Origin of the sequence: Sphingomonas ginsengisoli An et al. 2013, assembly GCF_009363895.1 — a bacterium.
GTDB classification, from domain to species: Bacteria; Pseudomonadota; Alphaproteobacteria; order Sphingomonadales; family Sphingomonadaceae; genus Sphingomicrobium; species Sphingomicrobium ginsengisoli.
This window is the reverse complement of the sequence record NZ_CP045434.1, coordinates 2,658,732-2,679,416: the sequence shown is the minus strand read 5'-3', so window position 1 is coordinate 2,679,416 and position 20,685 is coordinate 2,658,732. Positions and strand designations below refer to the sequence as shown.

Below are 20,685 nucleotides of genomic sequence, written 5' to 3'. Positions count from 1 at the left end.
CTCAGATGCCTTGCGGCGTGACCGGAACTAGACCTTTCTTGCCACCTGACTTTCGCACTTGCGCCACGGCCTCCTTGAGCCCGGTAAAATCCATCCCCCCTGAGTAGAGTCGATCGCCGATGATGAAGCCGGGCGTACCTTCAAGACCGAGCTGCATCGCCTGATTGTCGTTGCGCTCGAGCAGAGCCTCGATCTCAGGTTGGCGTCGTTTGAGGTCCGCCTCGAGCTTGGTCCAGACCACGCCAGCTTTGGTCGCGGCGGCCCTGATCGACTGCTCCGTCAGCGGCCGCGGCGTCTTCATGAGAGCATCCTGGTACGCTGAGAATTTCCCTTGCCACTGGCTGGCAATCGCCAAGCGAGCCGCCCGTTGCGATTGAGGGCCGAAGATCGGCCAGTCGCGAAAGATGATCCGAACCTTTTTGTCCGTGGCAGCGAGCTTGACCAAGGCATCGTGCGCCGCACGGCAGTAAGGGCACTGATAGTCGGTGTATTCAACGATGGTGACGTCGTAGCTGGCTGGCTTCACCTGAGGAGCCACCGCGTCGTCAAGGAACGCCCGTTTAGTCGCCTCGATATCTGCTTCTGCTGTTGGAGGCACGGTCGACTTGCTTGGCGCGGCTGCCATGATGCCTGCACCGGAGAGGGCCATCCCCGACATTGAACCTGCAAGGATCAGGGCAGCGCCCACAAGAAGGGTCTTCATAATCTAGCTCCCGTCGAAGGTCAGCCTGATCGGCCGTTGATGCTCGCGGAACGAGACGGTTGAGCTTAAGTCAGCCTTAAGCCGAGCCTTGCAGCGGCGAGACCAACATGAGCGAAGCCGAATGAAAGTCTTGGTCGTCGAGGATGACGAAGTGCTCCGCGAAGCCTTGGAGACGGGGCTGATGCTCGCCGGCTTCACGGTCGACCCGGTCGGCACGATCGCTGACGCGCGAGCGGCCGTCGTCGACTGGACATACGATGCCGTCGTCCTCGATCTGACGCTCCCTGATGGCTCCGGGCTGGATCTTCTCGCCGATTGGCGAAAGTCGGATCTCGCAATCCCCGTGCTGCTGTTGACCGCGCGAAATGCGACGCGGGACCGCATCAACGGCCTTGATGGTGGGGCCGACGACTATCTCGGCAAGCCTTTCGATCTCGACGAGCTTGCCGCTCGCCTGCGTGCTCTTTCTCGGCGGCAGCAGGGAAGAGTGTCGACAATGCTCGAATGGCGCGACCTACAACTCGATCCTGCGACCCGGGAAGTACTGAAGGCAGGCTCTCCAATAATGTTGTCCCGCCGGGAATTCACTATTTTGCAAACGCTTATGGAGCAGCCGGGACGAGTGCTGTCCCGACCCCAGCTGGAGGAACGGCTATACGGTTGGCAAGACGAGATTGAGAGCAACGCGATCGAGGTTCACATCCACAATCTGCGCGGCAAGCTTGGCCGTGAATCGATCGAGACGGTGCGCGGCGAGGGTTATCGGGTTCCTCGCAGATGAGATCCATGCGCTCACGCCTCTTCGTTCTTCTCCTGGCGGGAACCGTGCTTGTTTGGTCGGCGGCGGCGGCGTGGATCAACATCAGCACGCGCAACGATGTGCAGAGGGTGTTGGATAACCGTCTCATCGAGGCGGCGGGGATGGTGGCATCACTCGCGCGGAACAGTGCGTCCAATCTCCAAGCTGTTCCTGGCGGGGGCAATGATCCAGCGCCGGTGCATGTCAGTCGTCAGCTCTCGTGCCAAATCTGGACCCTCGATGGCCGCCTTGTCGGACGGTCGGGAAGTGCTCCGAAGGTCCCACTATCGCGGATCAATGACGGTTTTTCGGAGAAAGTGATCAATGGCGAGCAATGGCGCGTCTATTCGCTTGTCGAGCCGCAGGCAGGGTTGCGGATCCTTGTGGGAGACAATCTCAAGGTCCGGCGAAATCTGATCGCCGACGTGCTCAAGGGATTGCTGGTGCCCGCCGTCGTGGGAATCGTGGCCTTGGCGGTCCTCCTGTGGTCCGCAATCGGTCAGGGTCTCTCGCCAATGCGCCGCGTGACTGACGAGTTGTCTATGCGCGCGCCCGACGAAATCAGGCCGCTTGAGGTTGAAGAGCCAGTTCGCGAACTCGCCCCGCTGGTAGGCGCGATCAACGGCCTGTTCGAACGGCTGGACGAATTGCGAGCCAGCGAACGCCACTTCATCGCCAGCGCCGCTCACGAATTGCAGACGCCTTTGGCCGGGTTGAAGGCCCACGCGCAGATTGCCCTTGCTACGGACGACCCAACGCTGCGCGAACGATCACTCCGCAGCATTGAGGCCTCGGTCGACCGCACTTCGCGACTGGTTGAGCAGTTGCTCGACTTGGCGCGGGAAGAAGCACGAACAAGTGAGACTGCGCCAGGCTGGACCTCGCTTGCGAGCGTCTTCCAGTCGATTGCCGAAGAGGCACAGATCTTCCTAGAACGACGCCAGGTGCAGCTAAGGCTGGATGCGGGCGCCGCGAACGCGGACATTCGTGCTGATGAAGCCGCGCTGACCCTCGCGCTACGCAATCTCATCCGCAACGCCGTCGAGCATTCCCCTCAAGGCTCGGACGTGAGGGTCAGCGTCGCCCGGAACGAAGGCATGTTCGCTATTCAGGTCTTTGACGAAGGGGCCGGCATTCCGCCTGCCGAGCTTTCCCGAATTCGGGAGCGATTCGTCCGAGGTAGTGGCGCGAAGGGTTCAGGAAGCGGCCTGGGTCTGTCCATTGTCGAGCTGGTCGCTGCAGGCTTCGGCGCGACGTTGACGCTCGCCAATCGCACGATTGGGGGCTGGAAGCCTCCTTGCAGTTCCAACCCGACGCGTTCCGCGAGCGGGCCTAAGGTTGCCTTAAGGCACGCCCTACATCTGGCTCCGCAATTACGGAGCCTGGCCTGACATGATTTCTACAGCCCTCTCTATGATCGCCGTGGCGCCGCTTATGCTGGGAGCGGGCTCCGCTCATGCTCAAGTCGCACCGACGATGTCGCAGATCGCGGCCGAAGCGCAGGCGTTCCATCGCTACCCGCGCGCCCGTCCCTTCTGGACCCCCGCCGCAATCGACACCCTTCTGACGCTGCTCGACAGCAGCGACCTCGATGGCCTTTCACCGCAGACCTACCATGTAGCCGAGCTGCGTCGGCTATCGCAAACTACCCTGGCGGACCCTCGTCGGGATCGCCGAGCGATGGACGTTGCGCTATCTGTCGCGCTTGTTCGCTTCGCCGCCGATCTCGCCCGAGATGCTGATACGGGAGTGACGTACGTCGACCCTGCAGCGCGCCCACGCCCCGTTCGTCCCACGATCTTGCTGCTTCGCGCAAGCGAAAGTGGGTCGGTGCAGCGTTACATCGAGACGCTGGCGTGGATGAACCCCATCTACGGGCAACTGCGCAAAGACTTGGCTCAAACAGCAGATCCTGCTCAAGCTCGCTTGCTGAAACTGAACCTCCGGCGCGCCCGCGTCCTGCCGCGTGGACCGGCGCGATACATCCTGGTCAACATTCCGTCGGCCAGGCTCGAGGTTCGCGAAGGTGACCATGTGCTCACGAGCATGAAGGTGATCGTCGGCCTGACGCACACACAGACGCCGGTCATGGCCGGAATGATGCGCTACGCGATACGTAATCCCTCGTGGCACATCCCGCCCGACATCACCCGCGAGAAGGTGGCACCCCGTGTGCTCAAGGAAGGCGCCGCCTACCTTCGTGCCAAGAATTACGAGGTGCTTTCCGATTTCGCCGCCGATGCCAAGGTGCTCGATCCTGCTGCCATCGACTGGAAGGCCGTCGTGCAGGGTAAACGAGAAGCCTATGTGCGTCAGAAGCCCGGCCCAACGAGCGGTCTCGGCAAGATCGTCTTCAAGTTTCCCAACGAGATGGGGATCTATCTTCACGACACGCCAGGTCGAGCCCTGTTCCAGCGGAACGACCGATTGGCCAGCGCCGGCTGCGTGCGTCTCGAGGATGCCGACGGTCTCGCCCGCCTCGTGCTCGGTCGTCCCTTGGATCCGAATGTTACCGAGACAGACAAGTACGTGCCGCTGCCTCGACCCGTGCCGGTCTACCTCACTTACCTCACCGCCTTTCCGATAAGCGGGCAAATCGTTGCGCAGAAGGACATCTACGGCAAGGATGAGCCGGCGGCGCCTAGCATGGGAGCACTCGCGTCTTGATCATTCGCTCCCTCCTCGTCCTGTTCGCCGCCACGCTTTCGCTGAAGGCCGAAGCGGCAGGCAGCCAATCCACTCCACCCGTGCCAGGATTCGGAGCCATCACTCCGTTGCCGCAGGCAGCGATGCAACCCGTTCCGGCGTTGACCTATCGGGTGGCCTTCAATGTCTCCAGCGCAGCAAAGTTGCCGGGTGATCCCAACCCCGGACTTCTGCGAGCCGCGCGGTACATGAACCTGATGCGGTCTGCCGGCGTGCCAAAGTCTCGCACGAAAATCATGGTGATCGTCTCAGGCTCGGCGACCCCACTCGTACTCAGTGAAGCAGCCTTCCGCCAAAAATCTGGCGTCGCGAACCCCAATCGAAAATTGATTGAGGAACTCGTTGCTGCCGGGGCCGAGATCCATGTCTGCGGGCAAGCGTTGGCGGGGCTGAAGCTTAATCAGAACGACGTTTCGCCCATGGTTGTGGTCGACCTTTCGGCAATGGTGACGCTGACGACGTTACAGTTGAAGAGATGGGCGGTCGTCGCCGACTGATCCGGATCAGCGCGTCACTCTTGACGCCCGCTTCGACATCGCTCGAATAATCTGCCGAAGGCTTGATGGCTCGTTCTCTCACTCGGCGTGAAGCTCTTTCGCTCACGGGACTGGCGGTTGTTGGCGGTGGCGCCAGCGTGGCCTTGCAGCGAGCGGCCCCGCTGGCGCGAGACGTCCGAGCTAGCGCAGCCGCGAGAGCCGTTTTGGGTGACGATAACTGGCCGACATACGGCCCCGACGATGCCGACCTGACGGTGGTTTGCTTTACAGACTATCAATGTCCTGCTTGCCGTTTTGCCGAGCCGAAGCTCGCTGAGGCAATCGAGAACGACGGCAAAACCCGGATCATCTACCGTGACTGGCCGATCTTCGGATCGCGCTCGCTCGAAGCCGCTCGAACGGCTCTCGCCGCAACCTACCAAGGCCGATATCTCCCAATTCATCAGGCATTGATGAAATCGGCGGCGGCGCTCACCGCCAAGGAGATAGTAGCAATTGCCCAAACTGCCGGCGTGAACGCGACAAGCCTGAGGGAGGACTTGGTCGCCCACGGTTCAGACATATCTCGCCGGATCGAGCAAACAAATGTCGACGCGGCGCGGCTGCACTTACCTGGCACACCTGGCTATCTGATTGGCGGCCTTTTGCTCATCGGAGCTCACGCGACTGCAGAGTTCTCGCAGGTTATCGCGAGCGCGAGGAACCTCTGAGCCTTTTTCTTGGATCATGCGCGCGGGTGACGAATTCAAAAGCGCTCGCAGAAGCGCAGTCCGCAAAGCCGCGCCGCTGTTTTCGGAATTGAACGAACGTCCGTTAATCGGAGCCGCAACCTGCAGTCAGAACGGCAGCAATGGGCGCTAAGCGGACGAGTCAGCAGGCCTGAACGAAGGGCAGCTTATTGGCATTGCTCACCCAGAAGCTGCCAGTCTGCTTGCCACCACCACTAGCCGCATAGCTGCTACCGCTTCGTGCGGGCGCAATCCTTAAACCTACGGACGCAAGTGGCCCACCAGCAGAAGCGAGCATAGGTGTTTTCGGAGGTTCGTTGCTTGTCTATTATGCTTGCAGGTGAGAGCTGCGAGGACTGCATTGAGCAAAAGCAACAAGGAACGAGAGGGACTAGAGGAACTCATTAGCTCTATCCGACTGTCTCCTATCGCTTCGATTGTGACCGATCCGAATGCCGATGATAATCCAATCATCGCTGTCAACGAGAGCTTTGAGCGGCTCACTGGGTATGCAGAGGAGGAGATTGTTGGCCGCAACTGTCGCGTTCTTGCGGGGCCGGATACCGAAGCTGCCCAGTCGGCTGCGCTTAGCCGTGCCATAGCGTCCGCAACACCGCAGGTTGTGGAACTGGTCAATTATCGCAGGGACGGCAGCAAGTTCCTGAACGCGGTCATGATCGCGCCCGTGTTCGATGATGCTGGAGAGCTGGCGTACTTCGTCGGTAGTCAAATGGAGGCTGCCGACCCGAAGGCTGACGCATTCCGAACAACGGCCGTCGAAAGGGTAACGAGCCTGACGGCGCAACAGCAAGCAGTGCTGCGTCTCATGGCTCAAGGTCTTCGCAACCGACAGATCGGAGAGGAACTCGGTCTGACCGAGAAGACCGTCAAGATCTACCGGAGCGCATTGGTCAGGCGCCTGGGCGTGTCCTCCGCTGCCGAGGCCATGCGGCTCGCGATCGAGGCCGGCTTCTGAGCTGAGGATCGAGCAGGTCAGCCCGATTTCTGTTGCGCGAGTCTCCTTCTGCACTATGGCCTTTGGTCTATATCAGCCGAGGGGCTAAGCACAGGACGTGACCTTGCCTTTATCGGACAAACCGAAGCAGCCTCCTGCCGAGACATTCCAGCTGCTCGTAGACTCTATCACTGATTACGCTCTCTATATGCTCGATCCTGAAGGCCGGATCGTGACTTGGAATTCAGGCGCGGAGCGCCTCAAAGGCTATTCCAGTCAGGAAATCATAGGCGAGCACTTCTCGCGCTTCTTTTCGCAAGAGGATCGTGACGCAGGACTCCCAGGCGCCGCCCTCGCAACAGCAGCGCGTGAGGGGCGTTTCGAGGCCGAAGGCTGGCGCCTCAGGAAGGACGGGAGTCGCTTCTGGGCGCACGCGATCCTGGACGCAATTCGAGGCGAGGACAGAGCCATCATTGGTTTCGCGAAGATCACTCGCGACATCACTGAGCGCAAGGAGCGGGAGCGTGCGCTGCGCGACAGCGAGCGCCGTTTCCAGCTACTCGTAAACTCAGTCGACGATTACGCCATCTACATGCTCGACCTGCACGGTAGGATCACCACCTGGAACGCGGGAGCTCGTCGGTTCAAAGGCTATGAGGCCGACGAGATTATCGGCCAGCACTTCTCAAGGTTCTTTCTGCCGGAAGATCGAAAAGGAGGTCTCCCGGCACACATTCTGAAGACTGCAGCCGAGCATAAGCGTTTCGAGATGGAAGGGTGGCGGCTGCGTAAGGACGGAGAGAAGTTCCTTGCACACGTCATCGTTGACGCCGTGCATGACGAGGAAGGTAGCCTAGTAGGCTTTGCGAAGATCACGCGCGACATCACAGAGAAGCGCCGCTTGGAGCAAGCCAATCACGAAAGCGCGTTGCAGCTCAAGCTACTGGTTCAAGGCGTGCGCGACTACGCTATCTATATGCTCGATCAGCAGGGCAGAGTTACGAGTTGGAACTCTGGCGCCGAGGCGATCAAGGGGTACGCTGAAGCAGAGGTGCTGGGTCAACATGTCTCGCTTTTCTATACCGAAGAGGATCGTGCCCGAGGTGCCGCCGAGGCTGCGCTGGAGACTGCCCTCACAGAAGGGAAGTTCGAAGCAGAGGCACAGAGGGTCCGGAGGGACGGAACTCTGTTCTGGGCGCATGTTCTGATTGACCCTATCTACAACGAGGCAGGGCAGCATGTGGGTTTTGCCAAGATCACTCGCGACATAAGCGGGAGGAAGCTCGCGGAGCAGCAACTTCGACAAACTCAAGAGGAGTTGCTGCAATCGCAAAAGCTGCAAGCATTAGGTGAGCTAGCCGGCGGGATTGCGCACGACTTCAACAACCTTTTGACGGTTTTGCGCGGCTCAGCCGATTTCATGCTGAAGCAGCCGGACCTTCCTCTTGCTAAGCGAAATCGGTATCTAAACGTGATGCTGGAGACTGCAGAGCGGGCAAGTAGCCTTACCTCGCAGCTACTGGCCTTTGCTCGGCGCCAGCCGCTTGAGCCTGAGGTGATCGATCTCAGTGTCAGGCTCGATGCGCTAGGAGAAATGCTCCAACGCACTCTTGGTAGTCTCTACAATCTCGAACTCGCTCTCGCCCCCGACTTGTGGGCCGTCGAGATCGATCCAGCCGGCCTAGAGGCCGCCCTGTTGAATGCCGTTGTCAACGCACGCGATGCGATGCCCGATGGCGGGAAGATCATTATCTCGACCAAGAACGTGAGCCGACCGGAAGGTGACGGCGTCCTCCTTGCGATCCGCGACACGGGGTGCGGGATACCGGCAGAGACTCTAGAGCGGGTATTCGAGCCGTTCTTCACGACGAAGCCAACTGGCAAGGGTACCGGTCTCGGCCTGTCACAGCTTCACGGCTACGCCGTTCAGTCGAATGGATCGGCGAGTATCGAGTCCGAGGTGGGGAAAGGCACGGTAGTGGAGCTGTGGCTCCCTCGGAGTTTGAAGGAGCGGAAGATCGAAGGTCCGTCGCCAGAGCAACTCGCCATACCTAGAGGGCTGCGAGTCCTCGTGGTGGAAGATAGCGAGCACGTGCGGTATTTTGCTCGTCAGCTTCTAAGCGATCTCGGCTGTAAGGTCGTAGAAGCGGTCGACGGCACGGAAGCCTTAGAGCTCTTCGCTAAGCACGACTTCGACCTGGTTTTCTCGGACATTGTGATGCCGGGGATCAATGGTCTGGAACTTGCGAAACATATCCGCGAAAGTGGCTTGTATGTCCCTGTCCTTCTGGCCAGCGGCTACAGCAGCAAACAGTTCATTCCAAAAGACGAACGCGAGTTCCCTATACTGCGCAAACCCTACAAGCTCGAGACGCTTGCAGCTGGGATCAGCCAGGTCATAAACCTGAACTTAGGCGCAGAGCACCAGGGAGCCGATTTAGCCACCACCGCGACCGACCCTCGTGCTACCTCGGCCTGAGGGCGGCCCGAGCAGAGGCGATCACCATCATCGACAGCAAATTGGCTGTCCCGATTGATGTCCGTAATGAACAGCCAGTTAGGTGAACAAACGTCCGCTCATGGGTGCCAATGAAAGCGCGCGCAGGATCTGCAATGGGCGCTAAGCAGCCGCTCGGGCTTCGCAGGAGCGAATGTCTGCTTTCGGCCGGTGCGGACCCAAAGCCGCCGTTCCGCTTACCACCACTCGAAGACATCGGCGAAGCTGAACGAAGGTCTGTTTGGTTAGCCACGCTTCATTACCCAGGGCGTAGTTCACTTTGCCTGCGACTGGACTTCGCCCGCAACTAGAGCATTGCTGTTGACGTGCCGCAGGTGATCGACTCGGCACCGCCGCGCAGCGTCTCCCCGCTACCGCGGCCTTGGTCAGTGCAGGCATGTCGCCCGCGGAGACTGACCTATGCCCAAGACCAAGAAGATGCCGAGCAAGTCGGAAATCTTGCGTAAACTGCTGACGCGCGAGCGCGGCGCCACCGTGCCAGAACTGTGCAAAGCGGCTGCGTGGCAGGAACATAGCGTCCGCGCGTTCCTGTCAGGTGTGCGCAAGACCGCTGAGGTGGTGAAGGAGCAGCGCAGCGACGGCGCGATCAGCTACCGGCTAGTGCCTAAGCCTGCAGCAGTCACTGCAGAGGATCTCGCCGCGTGACCGCGCTCGAGGAAAAGATCGCGCAGCTACCGGGCATGCGTCCGACCGAACTGCGCGCATTGTGGCGCGAGGTCTGGCGCCAGCCGGCGCCAAACCTCGGGCCCGACCTGCTGCGGCGCGGGATTGCCTGGAAGCTGCAAGCGCGCGTGCACGGCGACCTGCCGTCGTCAGTGCGACGGGATATCGATCGAGTGCTGGCTCGGCTCCGAAGCGGCGAAGCATTGGCGCCGCCACGACCGTCGTTGCGGCCGGGTACCCGGCTCATCCGCCAATGGAACGGCACGACCTACCAAGTGGTGGTGCTCGACCAGGGCTTCGAGCATGCGGGCAAGCGCTATCGCAGTTTGACCGAGGTCGCGCGAGCGATCACCGGCACCCACCAGTCGGGTCTGCGCTTCTTCGGCGTGACCGCGCGGAAGAGAGCCGCGTGAAGCCGCGCCGCTGCGCCATCTACACGCGCAAGTCGACCGAGGAGGGGCTCGAGCAGTCGTTCAACAGCCTCGATGCCCAGCGAGAGGCCTGCGGCGCCTATATCCTCAGCCAAGCGCATGAGGGTTGGCAGGCGGCCAGCGAACTCTACGATGACGGCGGCTGGTCGGGTGGCAACATGGAGCGCCCTGCCCTCCAGCAGCTGCTCAGCGACGTGCAAGCCGGCAAGGTCGATGTGATCGTCGTCTACAAGGTCGATCGCCTGACCCGCAGCCTCGCGGACTTCGCCCGCATCGTCGACATCCTCGACAAGGCAGGCGCCTCGTTCGTCAGCGTGACCCAGGCCTTCAACACCACCACCAGCATGGGCCGGCTGACGCTCAACGTGCTATTGTCCTTTGCGCAGTTCGAACGCGAGGTCACGAGCGAGCGGATCCGCGACAAGATCGCGGCGTCCAAACGCAAGGGCATGTGGATGGGCGGCCCCGCGCCGCTCGGATACGTCGTGCGCGATCGCAAGCTGGTGATCGAGCCCGTCGAAGCAAAGACGGTCCGCATACTTTTCCGGCGCTACGCCGAGGTTCGGTCGATCGTCCGGCTGGTCGACGAGCTTGCACAGGAAGGCGTCACCACCACCCAGCGAACCCAAGGCAGCGGCCGCGTCATTGGCGGCAAAACCATCTACCGTGGTCCACTCGCAAGATTGCTCAAGAACCCCCTCTACATCGGCAAGGTCAAGCATCGCGATGAACTGTATGACGGCGACCATGAGGCGATCATCGACCCCGCCCTGTGGGAGGAGGTGCAGGCAATTCTCGCGATCAACCGCAACGAACGGAAGGTCGGAGTGAGCACCCGCTTCCCAAGTTTACTCACTGGCATGCTCACCGATCCGGATGGTCGGCCGATGACCCCGGTGTTCACAAGCCGCGGTGGCAAGCGCCACCACTATTACGTCAGTCGGATCGCGCCGGGTGAAGCCCGCCAATCCGCCTGGCGTGTTCCCGCCGCTGAGGTCGATCGTGCGGTGATCAGCCTTGTCCAGAAGGCGATGCTTGAGCAGGCAGCCTCAGTGGGATGCATCGCTTCCTTGGATCAGAGCCGTACGTCATCCGAGCGGTTGCCGAGCCTGCCAGTGCCTGAGCAGCGCAGACAGCTGCTGGCTTTGGCGCTGAAGGCAAAGCTCGCCTCGGATCACATCACGATCGAACTCAGGGACTCCGCGCCGCAGTCGATCGCCATCCGCCTTGCGAGCCGCGGCAACGAACGGCGCGTGATCACCGCCGCTGACCGTGTGCATCAGGAGCCCGATCCCGCGCTCGTCAGGATGGTCGCGCTGGCCATGGCGGTGCGCACTTCAGCCCTCACCGGCACCAAGGATTCGCTCGTGGATCACTTCAGTCCGCGCCATCGCGCGCGGATGCTCAAGATCTCGTTCCTGGCGCCCGAAGTCCTGAGCACCATCATCGAAGGGCGGCAGCCCGCCGATTTGACGACCCAGCGCTTCCTGCGCTGCGAAGAGATGCCTCTCGCCTGGGAAGCGCAGCGCAAAGCACTCCGCCTTTAGCGCCCCAAATTACCATCAAGTTCTGCATCGCATCTCGGCCTCCCGAAATGCGCCGCCAGAGAACTATGCACTATCCATGGCAGTACAGCGACAGCAGAGATAGAAGTTCGACACTAACAAGATGCGTCGGTCGCGCGCAAGGTCATAAGAACGCGCGGAAACTTGGGCAGGCCCTATACCTGGCCCCTCCCCACTTTTACTTAGGTTTTAGTAGTGGTGCCCAGGAGAGGACTCGAACCTCCACGCCCTTGCGAGCGCCAGCACCTGAAGCTGGTGCGTCTACCAATTCCGCCACCTGGGCACAGGAGCATCGTCTGCGGTAGGCGGCGGCGCTTAGGGGAGCGTGGGCGCGACTGTCAACGGCTTTGGATGAACTGTTCGGCGCCGCCTTGTTCGGGCCCCGGGCCGAGGCTAGGGCTGCCAGCATGATCGACCCGGCAATCGACTGGCGCACGCGCATCATCACCGTCCTTGGCGGCGGCGGCTTCATCGGCCGCTACGTCTGTGAGCAGCTGCTGAAATCGGGCGTCCGCCTGCGGGTCGCCCAGCGCAGCCCGCGCCGCGCCTACTTCCTCCAGCCATTGGCCGCGGTCGGCCAGCTCGAGCTCGTCTCGATCGACATGGGCAAGCCGGCCAGCCTCGACCGGGCGATCGCCGGCTCGTGGGGCGTCATCAACCTGGTCGGCGCCTTCACCGGCAATCTGGGACAGATCCAGGCCGACAGCGCCGGCAAGGCGGCCGAGCTGGCCCGCGCCACCGGCGCCGAAAGCTTCGTCCACGTCTCCGCGATCAACGCCGACCCGGAGAGCGAGAGCAGGTACGGGTCGACCAAGGGGCTCGGCGAACAAGCCGTGCGCGCCGCCTTCGCCCACGCCGCCATCCTCCGGCCGAGTCTGGTGTTCGGCCCCGAGGACCAACTCACCAACCGCTTCGCCAGCATGGCACGGCTGCCGGTCCTGCCGGTGCTCGCCGGCCAGCGGCGCTTCCAGCCGGTCTATGTCCGCGACCTCGCCCAGGCGATCGCCGAGGCGGCGCAGGACCCCGAGGAATTCGGCGGCGAAACCTATGAGATCGGCGGCCCCGACGTGATGACGATGCATGAATTGAACGCCGCCATCGCCAGCGCGGCGGGCCAGTCCCCCGACATCGTCGACCTGCCCGATTTCGTCGGCTCGGCGATGAGCCGGTTCGGCTTCCTCCCGGGCGCTCCGCTGACCCGCGACCAGTGGCTGATGCTGGCACACGACAATGTCGTCCACGAAGGGATGCCCGGCCTCGCCGCCTTCGGCATCGCCCCCACCCCGCTCGCCAGCGTCGCCCCCGAATGGCTCGGTCGGTTCGAGGAAGGCGGCCGCTTCCAACGCAGCCAGCGCCGCAGCCAGGCGAGCGTCGGCTAGACCATGCCCATCCTGCTGCTCGTCATCATCCTCGGCCTGGTCGAGGGGATCACCGAATTTCTGCCCGTCAGCTCGACCGGCCACCTCATCCTCGCCACCGAATTGCTCGGCTTCAATGCCGACAAGTGGGCGCTGTTCAACGTCGCCATCCAGCCCGGCGCGATCCTGGCGATCGTGGTGCTCTACTGGCGCACCTTCTGGACCGTCGCCAAGGGCCTGTTCGGGCTCCAGCACGGCCCCTTGATCTTCACCCGCAACCTGCTGGTGGCGTTCATCCCCGCGGTCGTGCTCGGCCTCGCCTTCGACAAATATATCGAAGAATTGCTGGGCAATGCGACGGTCGTCGCCGCGGCGCTGATCGTCGGCGGCGTCGCGATCCTGCTGGTCGAGCGGTTCGCGAAGACGCAAGAGACCGGCGGCATCACCGGGGTCAGCCTCAAGCAATCGGCGATGATCGGGCTGGTCCAGTGCCTCGCGATGGTGCCGGGCGTCAGCCGCTCGGGCGCGACCATTCTCGGCGCGATGAGTTTCGGGGTCGACCGCCGCACCGCCGCCGAGTTCAGCTTCTTCCTCGCCGTGCCGACGCTCGCCGGGGCGACCGTGCTCCAGCTCTATAAACACCACGACCAACTCCAGAGCGGGATGGGCGGCTACATCCTGCTCGGCGCCTTCATCTCCTTCCTCGTCGCGGTCGCGGTGGTGAAGAGCTTCATGGCGATCATCACCCGCTACGGCTTCGCCCCCTTCGCCTGGTACCGGATCGTCGCCGGCGCCGCCGCGCTCGCGTGGCTGACGCTCCGCTAGCGCCGTTCAGGAAAGTCTCATCAAAAATCAGTAGGATGGGTCGTTCGTGATTCGGCGCGAGGACTGCTCATGCGTATCCCCCTTCTGATCGCCGGCCTGGTCGTGGCCGCCCCCGCCATGGCGCAGCCCATGCCCTACCCCTATCCCGATCCCTATGCGGGGCCGCCCCCGTCGCAGCAGCTGCCGCCCGAGATCGCCAACGGCGAGATCGTCGACCGCGCGGTGCCGGTGCTCCGCGCGCTCAGCCACGCCTTCCTCGACCTGCCCGTCGGCGAGGTGCAGGCGGCGATCGAGGATCGTCCCGTCACCCGCGCCGACCGCAACCGCCGGGTCCGCGACGTCGCCGGGATCGACGAGCGCGACGTCGATCGCGGCATCGCCCGCAACGGCGCGACGCTCAAGCATGGCGCGCAGTCGATGGCGCGCGCGCTGCCGGTCATCCAGCGCGCGCTCAATCAGGCCGGCGACGACGTCGCCCGGGCGCTCGATAACCTGCCCTCGCCCGCCTATCCGCGAATGTAACAAAGCGTCCGGCTGGACGCGCCGGAGCGAGCCGCTAAAGCCACGAAACGATGTGGCAGCTCCTTCAATTCCCGCTCTGTCCCTTTTCCCGCAAGGTCCGGCTGGTCCTGGCCGAAAAGGGCGTCGCGGTTGAGTTGCTGCGCGAACATCCGTGGGAGCGGCGCGACGAGTTCGTCGACCTCAATCCGGCCGGCGAAACCCCCGTGCTGGTCGAGCCCGACCAGGGGCTGACGCTGATCGGCTCGCAGCCGATCGCCGAATATTTCGAGGAAACCGTCCAGCGCTCGCCGCTGATCGTCGGCGACGCCGCGATGCGCGCCGAGATCCGCCGGCTGGTCGAGTGGTTCGACGAGAAGCTGTTCCGCGAAGTGGTCGAGCCGCTGATGGTCGAGCGGATGCGCAAGCGCCTCGTCAACAAGGAAAGCCCCGACACCCGCGTCCTGCGCGACGCGATGCGGGTCGGCAACAACCACCTCGACTATCTCGATTATCTGCTCGACCACCGCCGCTGGATGGCGGGACCGGCGATCAGCCTCGCCGACTTCGCCGCCGCCGCGCAACTGAGCGTGATCGACTATCTCGGCGCGCTCGACTGGCGCGGACACAAGCAGACCAAGGACTGGTATGCGGTGATGAAGTCGCGGCCGAGCTTCCGTCCCCTGCTCGCCGAGCGGATGGACGTGATCGTCCCCCCCGCCCACTACGACAAGGTCGACTTCTAGCCCGCGGCCCGCGCCAGCGGCGGCTGCGGCCGGCCCCTGCCCGCCTTGCGGACGACCCGCGCGAGTGCGTCGATGAGGTCGCTCTGGCGGAACGGTTTCGCCAGCTGCGGCAGGCTCAACTCCAGATCCCCGCCGGCATAGCCGGTGACGATCAGCACCGGCAGGTCGGGCCGCTGCGCCAGCGCCCGCTCGGCGAGCTCCGCCCCGCTCATCCGCGGCATCATGTAATCGGTGATCAGCGCGTCGATCGGCGCGCCCTTGGCGATCAGCGCGAGCGCCTGCGCCCCGCCCGCCGCCTCGTGGACCGTGTGGCCGAGCTCGCGCAGCATGTCAGCGGTGCCGGTGCGGACGAGGTCCTCGTCGTCGACCAGCAGGATCGACAGCGGCTCCAATTCGGCGAGCGGGCCCGAGAGGTGGCTCTTGAGCGCACGCGCGGCCTCCTCGGCGACCGGCAGGTAGAGGTCGGCGTGGGTGCCCTCCCCGGCCTTGCTGCTGAGCTCGAACTTGCCGCCGAGCTGGGCGGCGAGTCCATGGACCATCGACAGGCCGAGGCCGGTGCCCTTGCCGATGCCCTTGGTCGAGAAGAAGGGCTCGACCGCCTTGGCCAGCGTCGCCGGGCTCATGCCGGTGCCGGTGTCGGAGACCCGCACGCGGACGTAGGAGCCGGGGCGCAGCGCCCCCGCCTGATCGGGACCGAAGCGCAATCGCTTGGCGCTGATCGTCAGCACCCCGCCGCCGACCATCGCGTCGCGCGCATTGACGCACAGGTTGAGGATCGCCAGCTCGAGCTGGTTGGGATCGGCGAGCGCGGTCAGCCCGTCGCCGGCCGCCTCCATCCGCACTTCGATGTTGGCCCCGACGCTGCTGGTGACGAGGTCGCGCATCCCCTCGAGCAGCGCTTCGATATCGACCGGGCGCGTTTCCAGCGTCTGGCGCCGGGCGAAGCCGAGCAGCCGGTTGACGAGGATCTTGGCCCGTTCGGCCGACTGCAACGCCCCGTCGAGCAGCCGTGCGGCGCGCGGGTCCTGCTCGGCATAGCGCCGGTTGATGACGTCGAGCGCGCCGGTGATCGGGGTCAGCAGATTATTGATGTCGTGCGCCACCCCCCCAGTGAGCTGCCCGATCATCTCCAGCTTCTGCGCTTCGTGCAATTGCGCGGTCGCGACCTCGCGCTCGCCGATTGCTTCCTCGACCCGCCGTTCCAGCGTTTCGTTCAGCTCGCGCAGTTTGAGTTCCGATGACCTGCGGTCGGTCACATCCTGAAAGATCAGCGCCACTTCCCGGCGGCTTGCGGGCTCGACCCGGAACGCCGCGAGCTCGAGAATCCTCTCCGCGCCGGGCATCGCCAGCTCGAAACGTTGCGGCACCCCGGTGCGAAGAACCTCCCTGAACAACGGAATCCAGCGGTCGGCTTCCGCCGGGAAACGTTGGCGCGCAGTATGCTCCAGATCCTGCGCGATGCCGGTGTGCCGCTGGTAGGCGGGGTTGGCCTGCGTGATGAGATAATCGTCCTGCGGTCCGTCCAGAAAACGAATGACGCAAAACGCTTCGTCCATGGTGTCGAACAGCGTGCGGTACCGCAGCTCGCTCTCGCGCAGGTCGATCAGCCGCGCGCGCGCTTCATACTGGCGCCGGCGACCGCGCAGGGCTGATCGCGCCAGGCTGACCAGCGAGGTCGGATGGAACGGCCGTTCCAGAAAGGTGACGTTACCGAGCACGTCGAGGAAGCGCGCCGCGGCCGGGTTGCGCTCGAGCCCACCGCCGCGGTTGGTCAGCAGGATGAAGGGCAGGTCCGACCACTCCTGTTGGTCGGCCAACCAGGCCGCGAGCGGATGAAGGTCGGCACTGGTCAGCGCCTCCTCGGTGACCACGACAAAGGCCGCGCCACTGTCGAGCTCGGTCATCAGCTCCGGCAGCCCGGCAGTGACGACAGCGTCAATCTCCGCCTCTCGCAACATGCTGGCCGCGATGGCAGCGTCGCGCCCACGTGGAGCGAGCACCAGGGCACGTTCAGAGACGGTGGTGCGCTTCACGCTTGCGGCGCACCCATCAACGCCGTCTCGCCGACGATCGTCGGAACGCCGCGCAGGATACCCTGGAAGTTGTCGAGCGGCGGTCCCAGCGTCAACCCGCCGCGGTCGATCCGATATTCGCGGATCGTATCCTCGTGCGCGCCGGTGCGCTTCTTGACGATCGAGATGGCGCGGCGAACTCGGCCGGTCGCCTCGAAATAGCGCAGCAGCACCACCGTGTCGGCAAGGTAGGTGATGTCGACCGGTGACTTCATGTCGCCGACCAGCCCGTGCTGGGCGACGGTGAGGATGGTCGTCGCGCCCTTGCGGTTCAGATATTGCAGCAGCTCGTGCATGTGCAGCACCAGCGCATGCTCGCCGGGCATCGCCGACTGATAGCCGTTGAGGCTGTCGATCACGACCGTGCGGGCGCCATGCCCCTCGACCGACACGCGCACCCGCTCGGAGAATTCGCCCGGCGTCAGTTCGGCGGCGTCGACCTGCTCGATCCACAGCGCGCCCGAATCGACCATGCTGCCAAGATCGATGCCGAGCCCGAGCGCGCGGGTGAACAGCAGCCCGAGCTCCTCGTCGAACACGAACATCGCGCACTTCTCACCGCGGGCGACAGCGTCGCGGATGAAGGTCAGGCTGACGATCGACTTGCCGGTCCCGGCCGGGCCGAGGATCAGGATGCTCGACCCGCGCTCGATCCCGCCGCCGAGCAGGTCGTCGAGTTCGCGGATTCCGGTCCGGGTGATCTCGCGCGGGACCACGCCGCGATGCTCGGCCGAGACCAGCCGCGGGAAGACCCGCACGCCGCCGGTCTGGATCGCGAAATCGTGATAGCCGCCGCGGAAACGCCGTCCGCGATACTTGAGCACCCGCATCCGCCGCCGCTCGCCGCCATATTCGGGCGACAGTTCCTCCAGCCGGACGACACCGTGCGCGACCGAGTGGACGGTCTTGTCGTTGGCATCGCTGGTAAGGTCGTCGAGCAGCAGGACGGTCGCCTTCTGCCGCGCGAAATAATGCTTCAGCGAGAGGATCTGGCGGCGGTAGCGCAGCGAGCTCTGCGCCAGCAGGCGGATTTCGGACAGGCTGTCGAGCACCACACGCTCGGGCCGAACCTGCTCGAAAGTCTCGAAGATGCGCTTCGTCGTCTCGCCCAACTCGAGGTCGGAGGAATAAAGCAGGCTCTGCTGATGATCCTCGTCGAGCAGGCTTTCGGGCGGGATCAGTTCGAAGATCTCGATCCCGCTCAGGTCCCAATGGTGCGACACCGCGGTCGAGCGCAACTCATCCTCGGTCTCCGACAGCGTGATGTAGAGGCAGCTCTCGCCCAGCTTGGCACCGGTCTGCAGGAATTCGAGCGCGACGGTGGTCTTGCCCGTCCCCGGACTTCCCTCGAGCAGGAACACGCGGCCGCGCTCCAGCCCGCCGCCGAGCACGTCATCGAGCCCGGCAATTCCCGTCGCCGCGTCGGCTGGCCGATCCATAACTGCTTGTCCTCCACGCCTGCCGTTGCCGGGCAACAACGAACCGGGCCATTTTAGGTCCCCTCGCTATGCCTCGCCTTGGCGGATTGCCGGACGACGAACAACCGCCTTGTCGCAAGGCCTCGCTGGCCAGCCGCGCCAAAGTCGGACAGACTTGCCCGATGCCTGAGCCCCTCCTCTCGCCGCACCGGCCCGTACCGAGCGGATCGCTGGCGATCGCGGCCTTTTCGACCATCGTCGAATGGTATGATTTCACCCTCTACCTCTACTTCGCGACCGTCCTCTCGCGCGTCATGTTCGGCGGCGGCGAGGCGGGGCTGCTGACCACGCTGGCGAGCTTCGCGCTGGCCTATCTGCTGCGCCCGCTCGGCGCGCTCTTCTTCGGCCATATCGGCGACCGCCACGGCCGCCGCCGCTCGCTGCTGCTGAGCGTCGCGCTGATGACCGCCGCCATGCTGGCGATGGCGCTGCTGCCGACCCATGCCGAGGTCGGCGGCCTCGCCGGCGTGCTGATGATGCTGCTGCGCTGCGTGATGGGGTTCGCGGTCGGCGGCGAATATACCGGCGTCGTCGCTTACCTGCTCGAAGGCGCCCCCGCCCACCGCCGCGGGCTCATCACCTCCCTGGCGGCGGCGGCGAGCGAGGTCGGCGGCCTGCTCGCCGTCTTCCTCTCGGCGCTGATCGTCAGCCTGGTCCCGCCCGGCGCGCTCGAGCAGTGGGGCTGGCGTATCCCCTTCCTGTTCGGCGCCCTGCTCGCCGCCGGCGTCTGGGCGCTGCGCACCACCGTCGCTGAAAGCCCCGAATATGAGCGGCAGCAGGCGGCGGGGACCGTCCCGAGCGAGCCGCTGCGCCACGCCCTCACCCACCATCGCGCCGGCATCCTGCGCGGCTTCGCCATCTCGGCGCTGGGCTCGATCACTTACTACGTCGGCATCTCCTACGTTCCGGCCTTCCTTACCTCGGTCGGCTCGCGCAGCGAGACGACCAGCCTGTGGTGGTCGACGGGTGCCGCGGTGGCGGTGATCCTGGTTACCCCGCTGGTCGGGCTCGCCGCCGACCGCTGGGGCCGCAAGCCGCCTCTGCTGCTGCTCTGCCTCGGCAGCGCCCTGCTCCCGGCGACCATGTTCTGGCTGATGGCCGGCGGCTCCCCCGCCCTCGCGCTCGGCGGAACCTTGGTCCTCGCCTGCCTCGCCGGCGGCGTCAGCGCGGTCGGCGCGGTCGCCACCGCCGAGCAATTCGCCGGCGAGGCACGGCTGACCGGGCTCGCGCTCGGCGCGACCGTCGCCACCGCCATCTTCGGCGGCCTCACCCCTTATGTCGCGCAGCGGCTGAGCAGCGGCACCGGCTGGCCGAGCGCACCGGGGCTGATGATCGCGGTGGTCGCGCTCGCCGTCCTGCCGGTGCTGTGGCGCCTCCCCGAGACTAAGCCGGCTCTTGGGCCCGAACCGCGCTCACCAGATAATTGAGGCGCAAGTCGTCGCTGAGGTGCAGCCCGCGCGAAGGCGAGGCGGCAATGCCCGCGGTGTCGCAAACCTTGAGCCCAACCTCGGCCAGCAGCGCGGTCATCCGCTCGGGCGCGATGAACTTGTCATAGTCGTGCGTGCCACGCGGGATGCGCCCCAGCCCTTCGGCCAGCGTGATCGTCAATAGCTTCGACCAGCCGGTGCGGTTGGGCGTCGACAGGATCAGCAGCCCGCCCGGCGCCAGCCGCGCGGCGAGGCTCGCCAGGAACGCCGCCGGATCGGCGACATGCTCGATCACCTCCATCGCGGTGACCAGGTCATACTGCCCGCCCAGTTCCTCGACCCCGCTCGCGACATAGCTGATTTCCAGCCCCTGCCCGGCGGCATGCGTCCGCGCCGCCGCGATCAGCTCGGGCGCGGCGTCGATCCCGGTGACCGCGGCGCCCAGACGGGCGAGCGGCTCGCACAGCAGCCCCGCCCCGCACCCGACATCGAGCGCCGTCTTGCCGGCAAGCGGCCGCAACGCTCGCTCGTCGCTACGCCAATGCTGGTCGATCCGGTCGCGCACATAGGCCAGCCGGACCGGGTTCAGCCGGTGGAGCATGGCCGAGGCGCCGTGCGGATCCCACCAGTCGCCGGCCATCGCCCCGAAGTGCGCGGCCTCGCGGCCCACGATGCTTGTCTCTGCCATGCCCCGCCCGTAACAGGGCCTCGCCCCT

At 64.4% G+C, this 20,685-nt stretch carries 19 protein-coding genes and 1 tRNA gene; 15 read left to right on the top strand and 5 right to left on the bottom strand.

Annotated features, from left to right (window positions below; all coding sequences use genetic code 11):
- Position 1 precedes the first annotated feature (1 nt).
- The gene (locus GCU42_RS13090) at positions 2 to 703 is read right to left on the bottom strand and encodes a DsbA family protein (RefSeq protein ID WP_114228602.1); all 702 of its coding nucleotides are present in this window, start codon (positions 701 to 703) and stop codon (positions 2 to 4) included.
- 121 nt (positions 704 to 824) lie between these two features.
- Between GCU42_RS13090 and GCU42_RS13085 the strand changes: the two genes are divergently transcribed.
- The 10 genes from GCU42_RS13085 to GCU42_RS13040 all read left to right on the top strand — a co-directional run bounded on the left by GCU42_RS13085 (position 825) and on the right by GCU42_RS13040 (position 11,547).
- On the top strand, positions 825 to 1,484 hold the full coding sequence (locus GCU42_RS13085; RefSeq protein WP_114228603.1) for a response regulator: 660 nt from the start codon (positions 825 to 827) through the stop codon (positions 1,482 to 1,484).
- A gap of 5 nt (positions 1,485 to 1,489) precedes the next feature.
- On the top strand, positions 1,490 to 2,893 hold the full coding sequence (locus GCU42_RS13080; protein WP_168713123.1) for an ATP-binding protein: 1,404 nt from the start codon (positions 1,490 to 1,492) through the stop codon (positions 2,891 to 2,893).
- An 85-nt stretch (positions 2,894 to 2,978) separates the two neighbouring features.
- Positions 2,979 to 4,169, top strand: a complete 1,191-nt coding sequence (locus GCU42_RS13075) for a L,D-transpeptidase family protein (protein WP_162789315.1) — start codon at positions 2,979 to 2,981, stop codon at positions 4,167 to 4,169.
- Positions 4,166 to 4,705: a DsrE family protein gene (locus tag GCU42_RS13070; protein WP_114228606.1), complete on the top strand. Its 540-nt coding sequence runs from the start codon at positions 4,166 to 4,168 to the stop codon at positions 4,703 to 4,705. The genes GCU42_RS13075 and GCU42_RS13070 overlap by 4 nt, the downstream gene beginning before the upstream one ends.
- A gap of 203 nt (positions 4,706 to 4,908) precedes the next feature.
- Positions 4,909 to 5,415 (top strand): DsbA family protein, encoded by a 507-nt coding sequence (locus tag GCU42_RS13065; protein WP_162789317.1) that lies wholly within the window; start codon positions 4,909 to 4,911, stop codon positions 5,413 to 5,415.
- A 379-nt stretch (positions 5,416 to 5,794) separates the two neighbouring features.
- The gene (locus tag GCU42_RS13060) at positions 5,795 to 6,409 is read left to right on the top strand and encodes a PAS domain-containing protein (RefSeq protein ID WP_240309531.1); all 615 of its coding nucleotides are present in this window, start codon (positions 5,795 to 5,797) and stop codon (positions 6,407 to 6,409) included.
- Positions 6,410 to 6,506: 97 nt separating this feature from the next.
- Entirely contained in the window at positions 6,507 to 8,867 is a 2,361-nt protein-coding gene (locus GCU42_RS13055) for a PAS domain S-box protein (RefSeq protein ID WP_114228608.1), read from the top strand.
- Between the two features lie 438 nt (positions 8,868 to 9,305).
- Entirely contained in the window at positions 9,306 to 9,551 is a 246-nt protein-coding gene (locus GCU42_RS13050; protein WP_114228609.1) for a DUF3489 domain-containing protein, read from the top strand.
- Positions 9,548 to 9,982, top strand: coding sequence for a DUF2924 domain-containing protein (locus tag GCU42_RS13045; protein ID WP_114228610.1), 435 nt, complete (start codon positions 9,548 to 9,550; stop codon positions 9,980 to 9,982). Before GCU42_RS13050 ends, GCU42_RS13045 begins: the two co-directional genes overlap by 4 nt.
- Complete coding sequence (locus GCU42_RS13040) at positions 9,979 to 11,547, top strand: recombinase family protein (RefSeq protein WP_114228611.1); 1,569 nt, start codon at positions 9,979 to 9,981, stop codon at positions 11,545 to 11,547. The genes GCU42_RS13045 and GCU42_RS13040 overlap by 4 nt, the downstream gene beginning before the upstream one ends.
- Before the next feature lie 214 nt (positions 11,548 to 11,761).
- On the opposite strand, the gene GCU42_RS13035 is transcribed toward GCU42_RS13040, so the two are convergent.
- Positions 11,762 to 11,848, bottom strand: a tRNA-Leu gene (locus tag GCU42_RS13035).
- 124 nt (positions 11,849 to 11,972) lie between these two features.
- On the opposite strand from GCU42_RS13035, the gene GCU42_RS13030 reads away from it, so the two are divergent.
- The 4 genes from GCU42_RS13030 (at position 11,973) to GCU42_RS13015 (ending at position 14,992) form a co-directional block, all read left to right on the top strand.
- Positions 11,973 to 12,944, top strand: a complete 972-nt coding sequence (locus GCU42_RS13030) for a complex I NDUFA9 subunit family protein (RefSeq protein WP_114228612.1) — start codon at positions 11,973 to 11,975, stop codon at positions 12,942 to 12,944.
- Between the two features lie 3 nt (positions 12,945 to 12,947).
- A complete protein-coding gene (locus tag GCU42_RS13025; protein WP_114228613.1) occupies positions 12,948 to 13,748 on the top strand; it encodes an undecaprenyl-diphosphate phosphatase in 801 nt (266 codons plus the stop codon).
- 69 nt (positions 13,749 to 13,817) lie between these two features.
- The gene (locus GCU42_RS13020; RefSeq protein ID WP_114228614.1) at positions 13,818 to 14,270 is read left to right on the top strand and encodes a hypothetical protein; all 453 of its coding nucleotides are present in this window, start codon (positions 13,818 to 13,820) and stop codon (positions 14,268 to 14,270) included.
- 50 nt (positions 14,271 to 14,320) lie between these two features.
- Positions 14,321 to 14,992 (top strand): glutathione S-transferase family protein, encoded by a 672-nt coding sequence (locus tag GCU42_RS13015; protein ID WP_114228615.1) that lies wholly within the window; start codon positions 14,321 to 14,323, stop codon positions 14,990 to 14,992.
- Here the strand turns inward: GCU42_RS13015 and GCU42_RS13010 are convergent.
- Both GCU42_RS13010 and GCU42_RS13005 read right to left on the bottom strand, forming a co-directional pair.
- Complete coding sequence (locus GCU42_RS13010; protein ID WP_240309532.1) at positions 14,989 to 16,896, bottom strand: ATP-binding protein; 1,908 nt, start codon at positions 16,894 to 16,896, stop codon at positions 14,989 to 14,991. The genes GCU42_RS13015 and GCU42_RS13010 overlap by 4 nt on opposite strands.
- A 125-nt stretch (positions 16,897 to 17,021) precedes the next feature.
- Positions 17,022 to 18,503, bottom strand: a complete 1,482-nt coding sequence (locus GCU42_RS13005; protein WP_205215012.1) for an ATPase domain-containing protein — start codon at positions 18,501 to 18,503, stop codon at positions 17,022 to 17,024.
- Positions 18,504 to 18,664: 161 nt separating this feature from the next.
- On the opposite strand from GCU42_RS13005, the gene GCU42_RS13000 reads away from it, so the two are divergent.
- Positions 18,665 to 19,969, top strand: a complete 1,305-nt coding sequence (locus tag GCU42_RS13000) for an MFS transporter (protein WP_114228616.1) — start codon at positions 18,665 to 18,667, stop codon at positions 19,967 to 19,969.
- Here GCU42_RS13000 and ubiG read toward each other — a convergent pair.
- On the bottom strand, positions 19,926 to 20,657 hold the full coding sequence (ubiG, locus tag GCU42_RS12995; RefSeq protein WP_114228617.1) for a bifunctional 2-polyprenyl-6-hydroxyphenol methylase/3-demethylubiquinol 3-O-methyltransferase UbiG: 732 nt from the start codon (positions 20,655 to 20,657) through the stop codon (positions 19,926 to 19,928). The genes GCU42_RS13000 and ubiG overlap by 44 nt on opposite strands.
- Positions 20,658 to 20,685 lie beyond the last annotated feature (28 nt).

What these genes read in the sequence shown, in the direction of transcription:
- GCU42_RS13075 (WP_162789315.1), top strand. Translation starts at nt 2,979, where the DNA reads ATGTCGCAGATCGCGGCCGAAGCGCAGGCGTTCCATCGCTACCCGCGC.
- GCU42_RS13005 (WP_205215012.1), bottom strand. Translation starts at nt 18,503, where the DNA reads ATGGATCGGCCAGCCGACGCGGCGACGGGAATTGCCGGGCTCGATGAC.
- GCU42_RS13050 (WP_114228609.1), top strand. Translation starts at nt 9,306, where the DNA reads ATGCCCAAGACCAAGAAGATGCCGAGCAAGTCGGAAATCTTGCGTAAA.
- GCU42_RS13090 (WP_114228602.1), bottom strand. Translation starts at nt 703, where the DNA reads ATGAAGACCCTTCTTGTGGGCGCTGCCCTGATCCTTGCAGGTTCAATG.
- GCU42_RS13030 (WP_114228612.1), top strand. Translation starts at nt 11,973, where the DNA reads ATGATCGACCCGGCAATCGACTGGCGCACGCGCATCATCACCGTCCTT.
- GCU42_RS13080 (WP_168713123.1), top strand. Translation starts at nt 1,490, where the DNA reads ATGCGCTCACGCCTCTTCGTTCTTCTCCTGGCGGGAACCGTGCTTGTT.
- GCU42_RS13000 (WP_114228616.1), top strand. Translation starts at nt 18,665, where the DNA reads ATGCCTGAGCCCCTCCTCTCGCCGCACCGGCCCGTACCGAGCGGATCG.
- GCU42_RS13025 (WP_114228613.1), top strand. Translation starts at nt 12,948, where the DNA reads ATGCCCATCCTGCTGCTCGTCATCATCCTCGGCCTGGTCGAGGGGATC.
- GCU42_RS13020 (WP_114228614.1), top strand. Translation starts at nt 13,818, where the DNA reads ATGCGTATCCCCCTTCTGATCGCCGGCCTGGTCGTGGCCGCCCCCGCC.
- GCU42_RS13085 (WP_114228603.1), top strand. Translation starts at nt 825, where the DNA reads ATGAAAGTCTTGGTCGTCGAGGATGACGAAGTGCTCCGCGAAGCCTTG.
- ubiG (WP_114228617.1), bottom strand. Translation starts at nt 20,657, where the DNA reads ATGGCAGAGACAAGCATCGTGGGCCGCGAGGCCGCGCACTTCGGGGCG.
- GCU42_RS13015 (WP_114228615.1), top strand. Translation starts at nt 14,321, where the DNA reads ATGTGGCAGCTCCTTCAATTCCCGCTCTGTCCCTTTTCCCGCAAGGTC.
- GCU42_RS13010 (WP_240309532.1), bottom strand. Translation starts at nt 16,896, where the DNA reads ATGACCGAGCTCGACAGTGGCGCGGCCTTTGTCGTGGTCACCGAGGAG.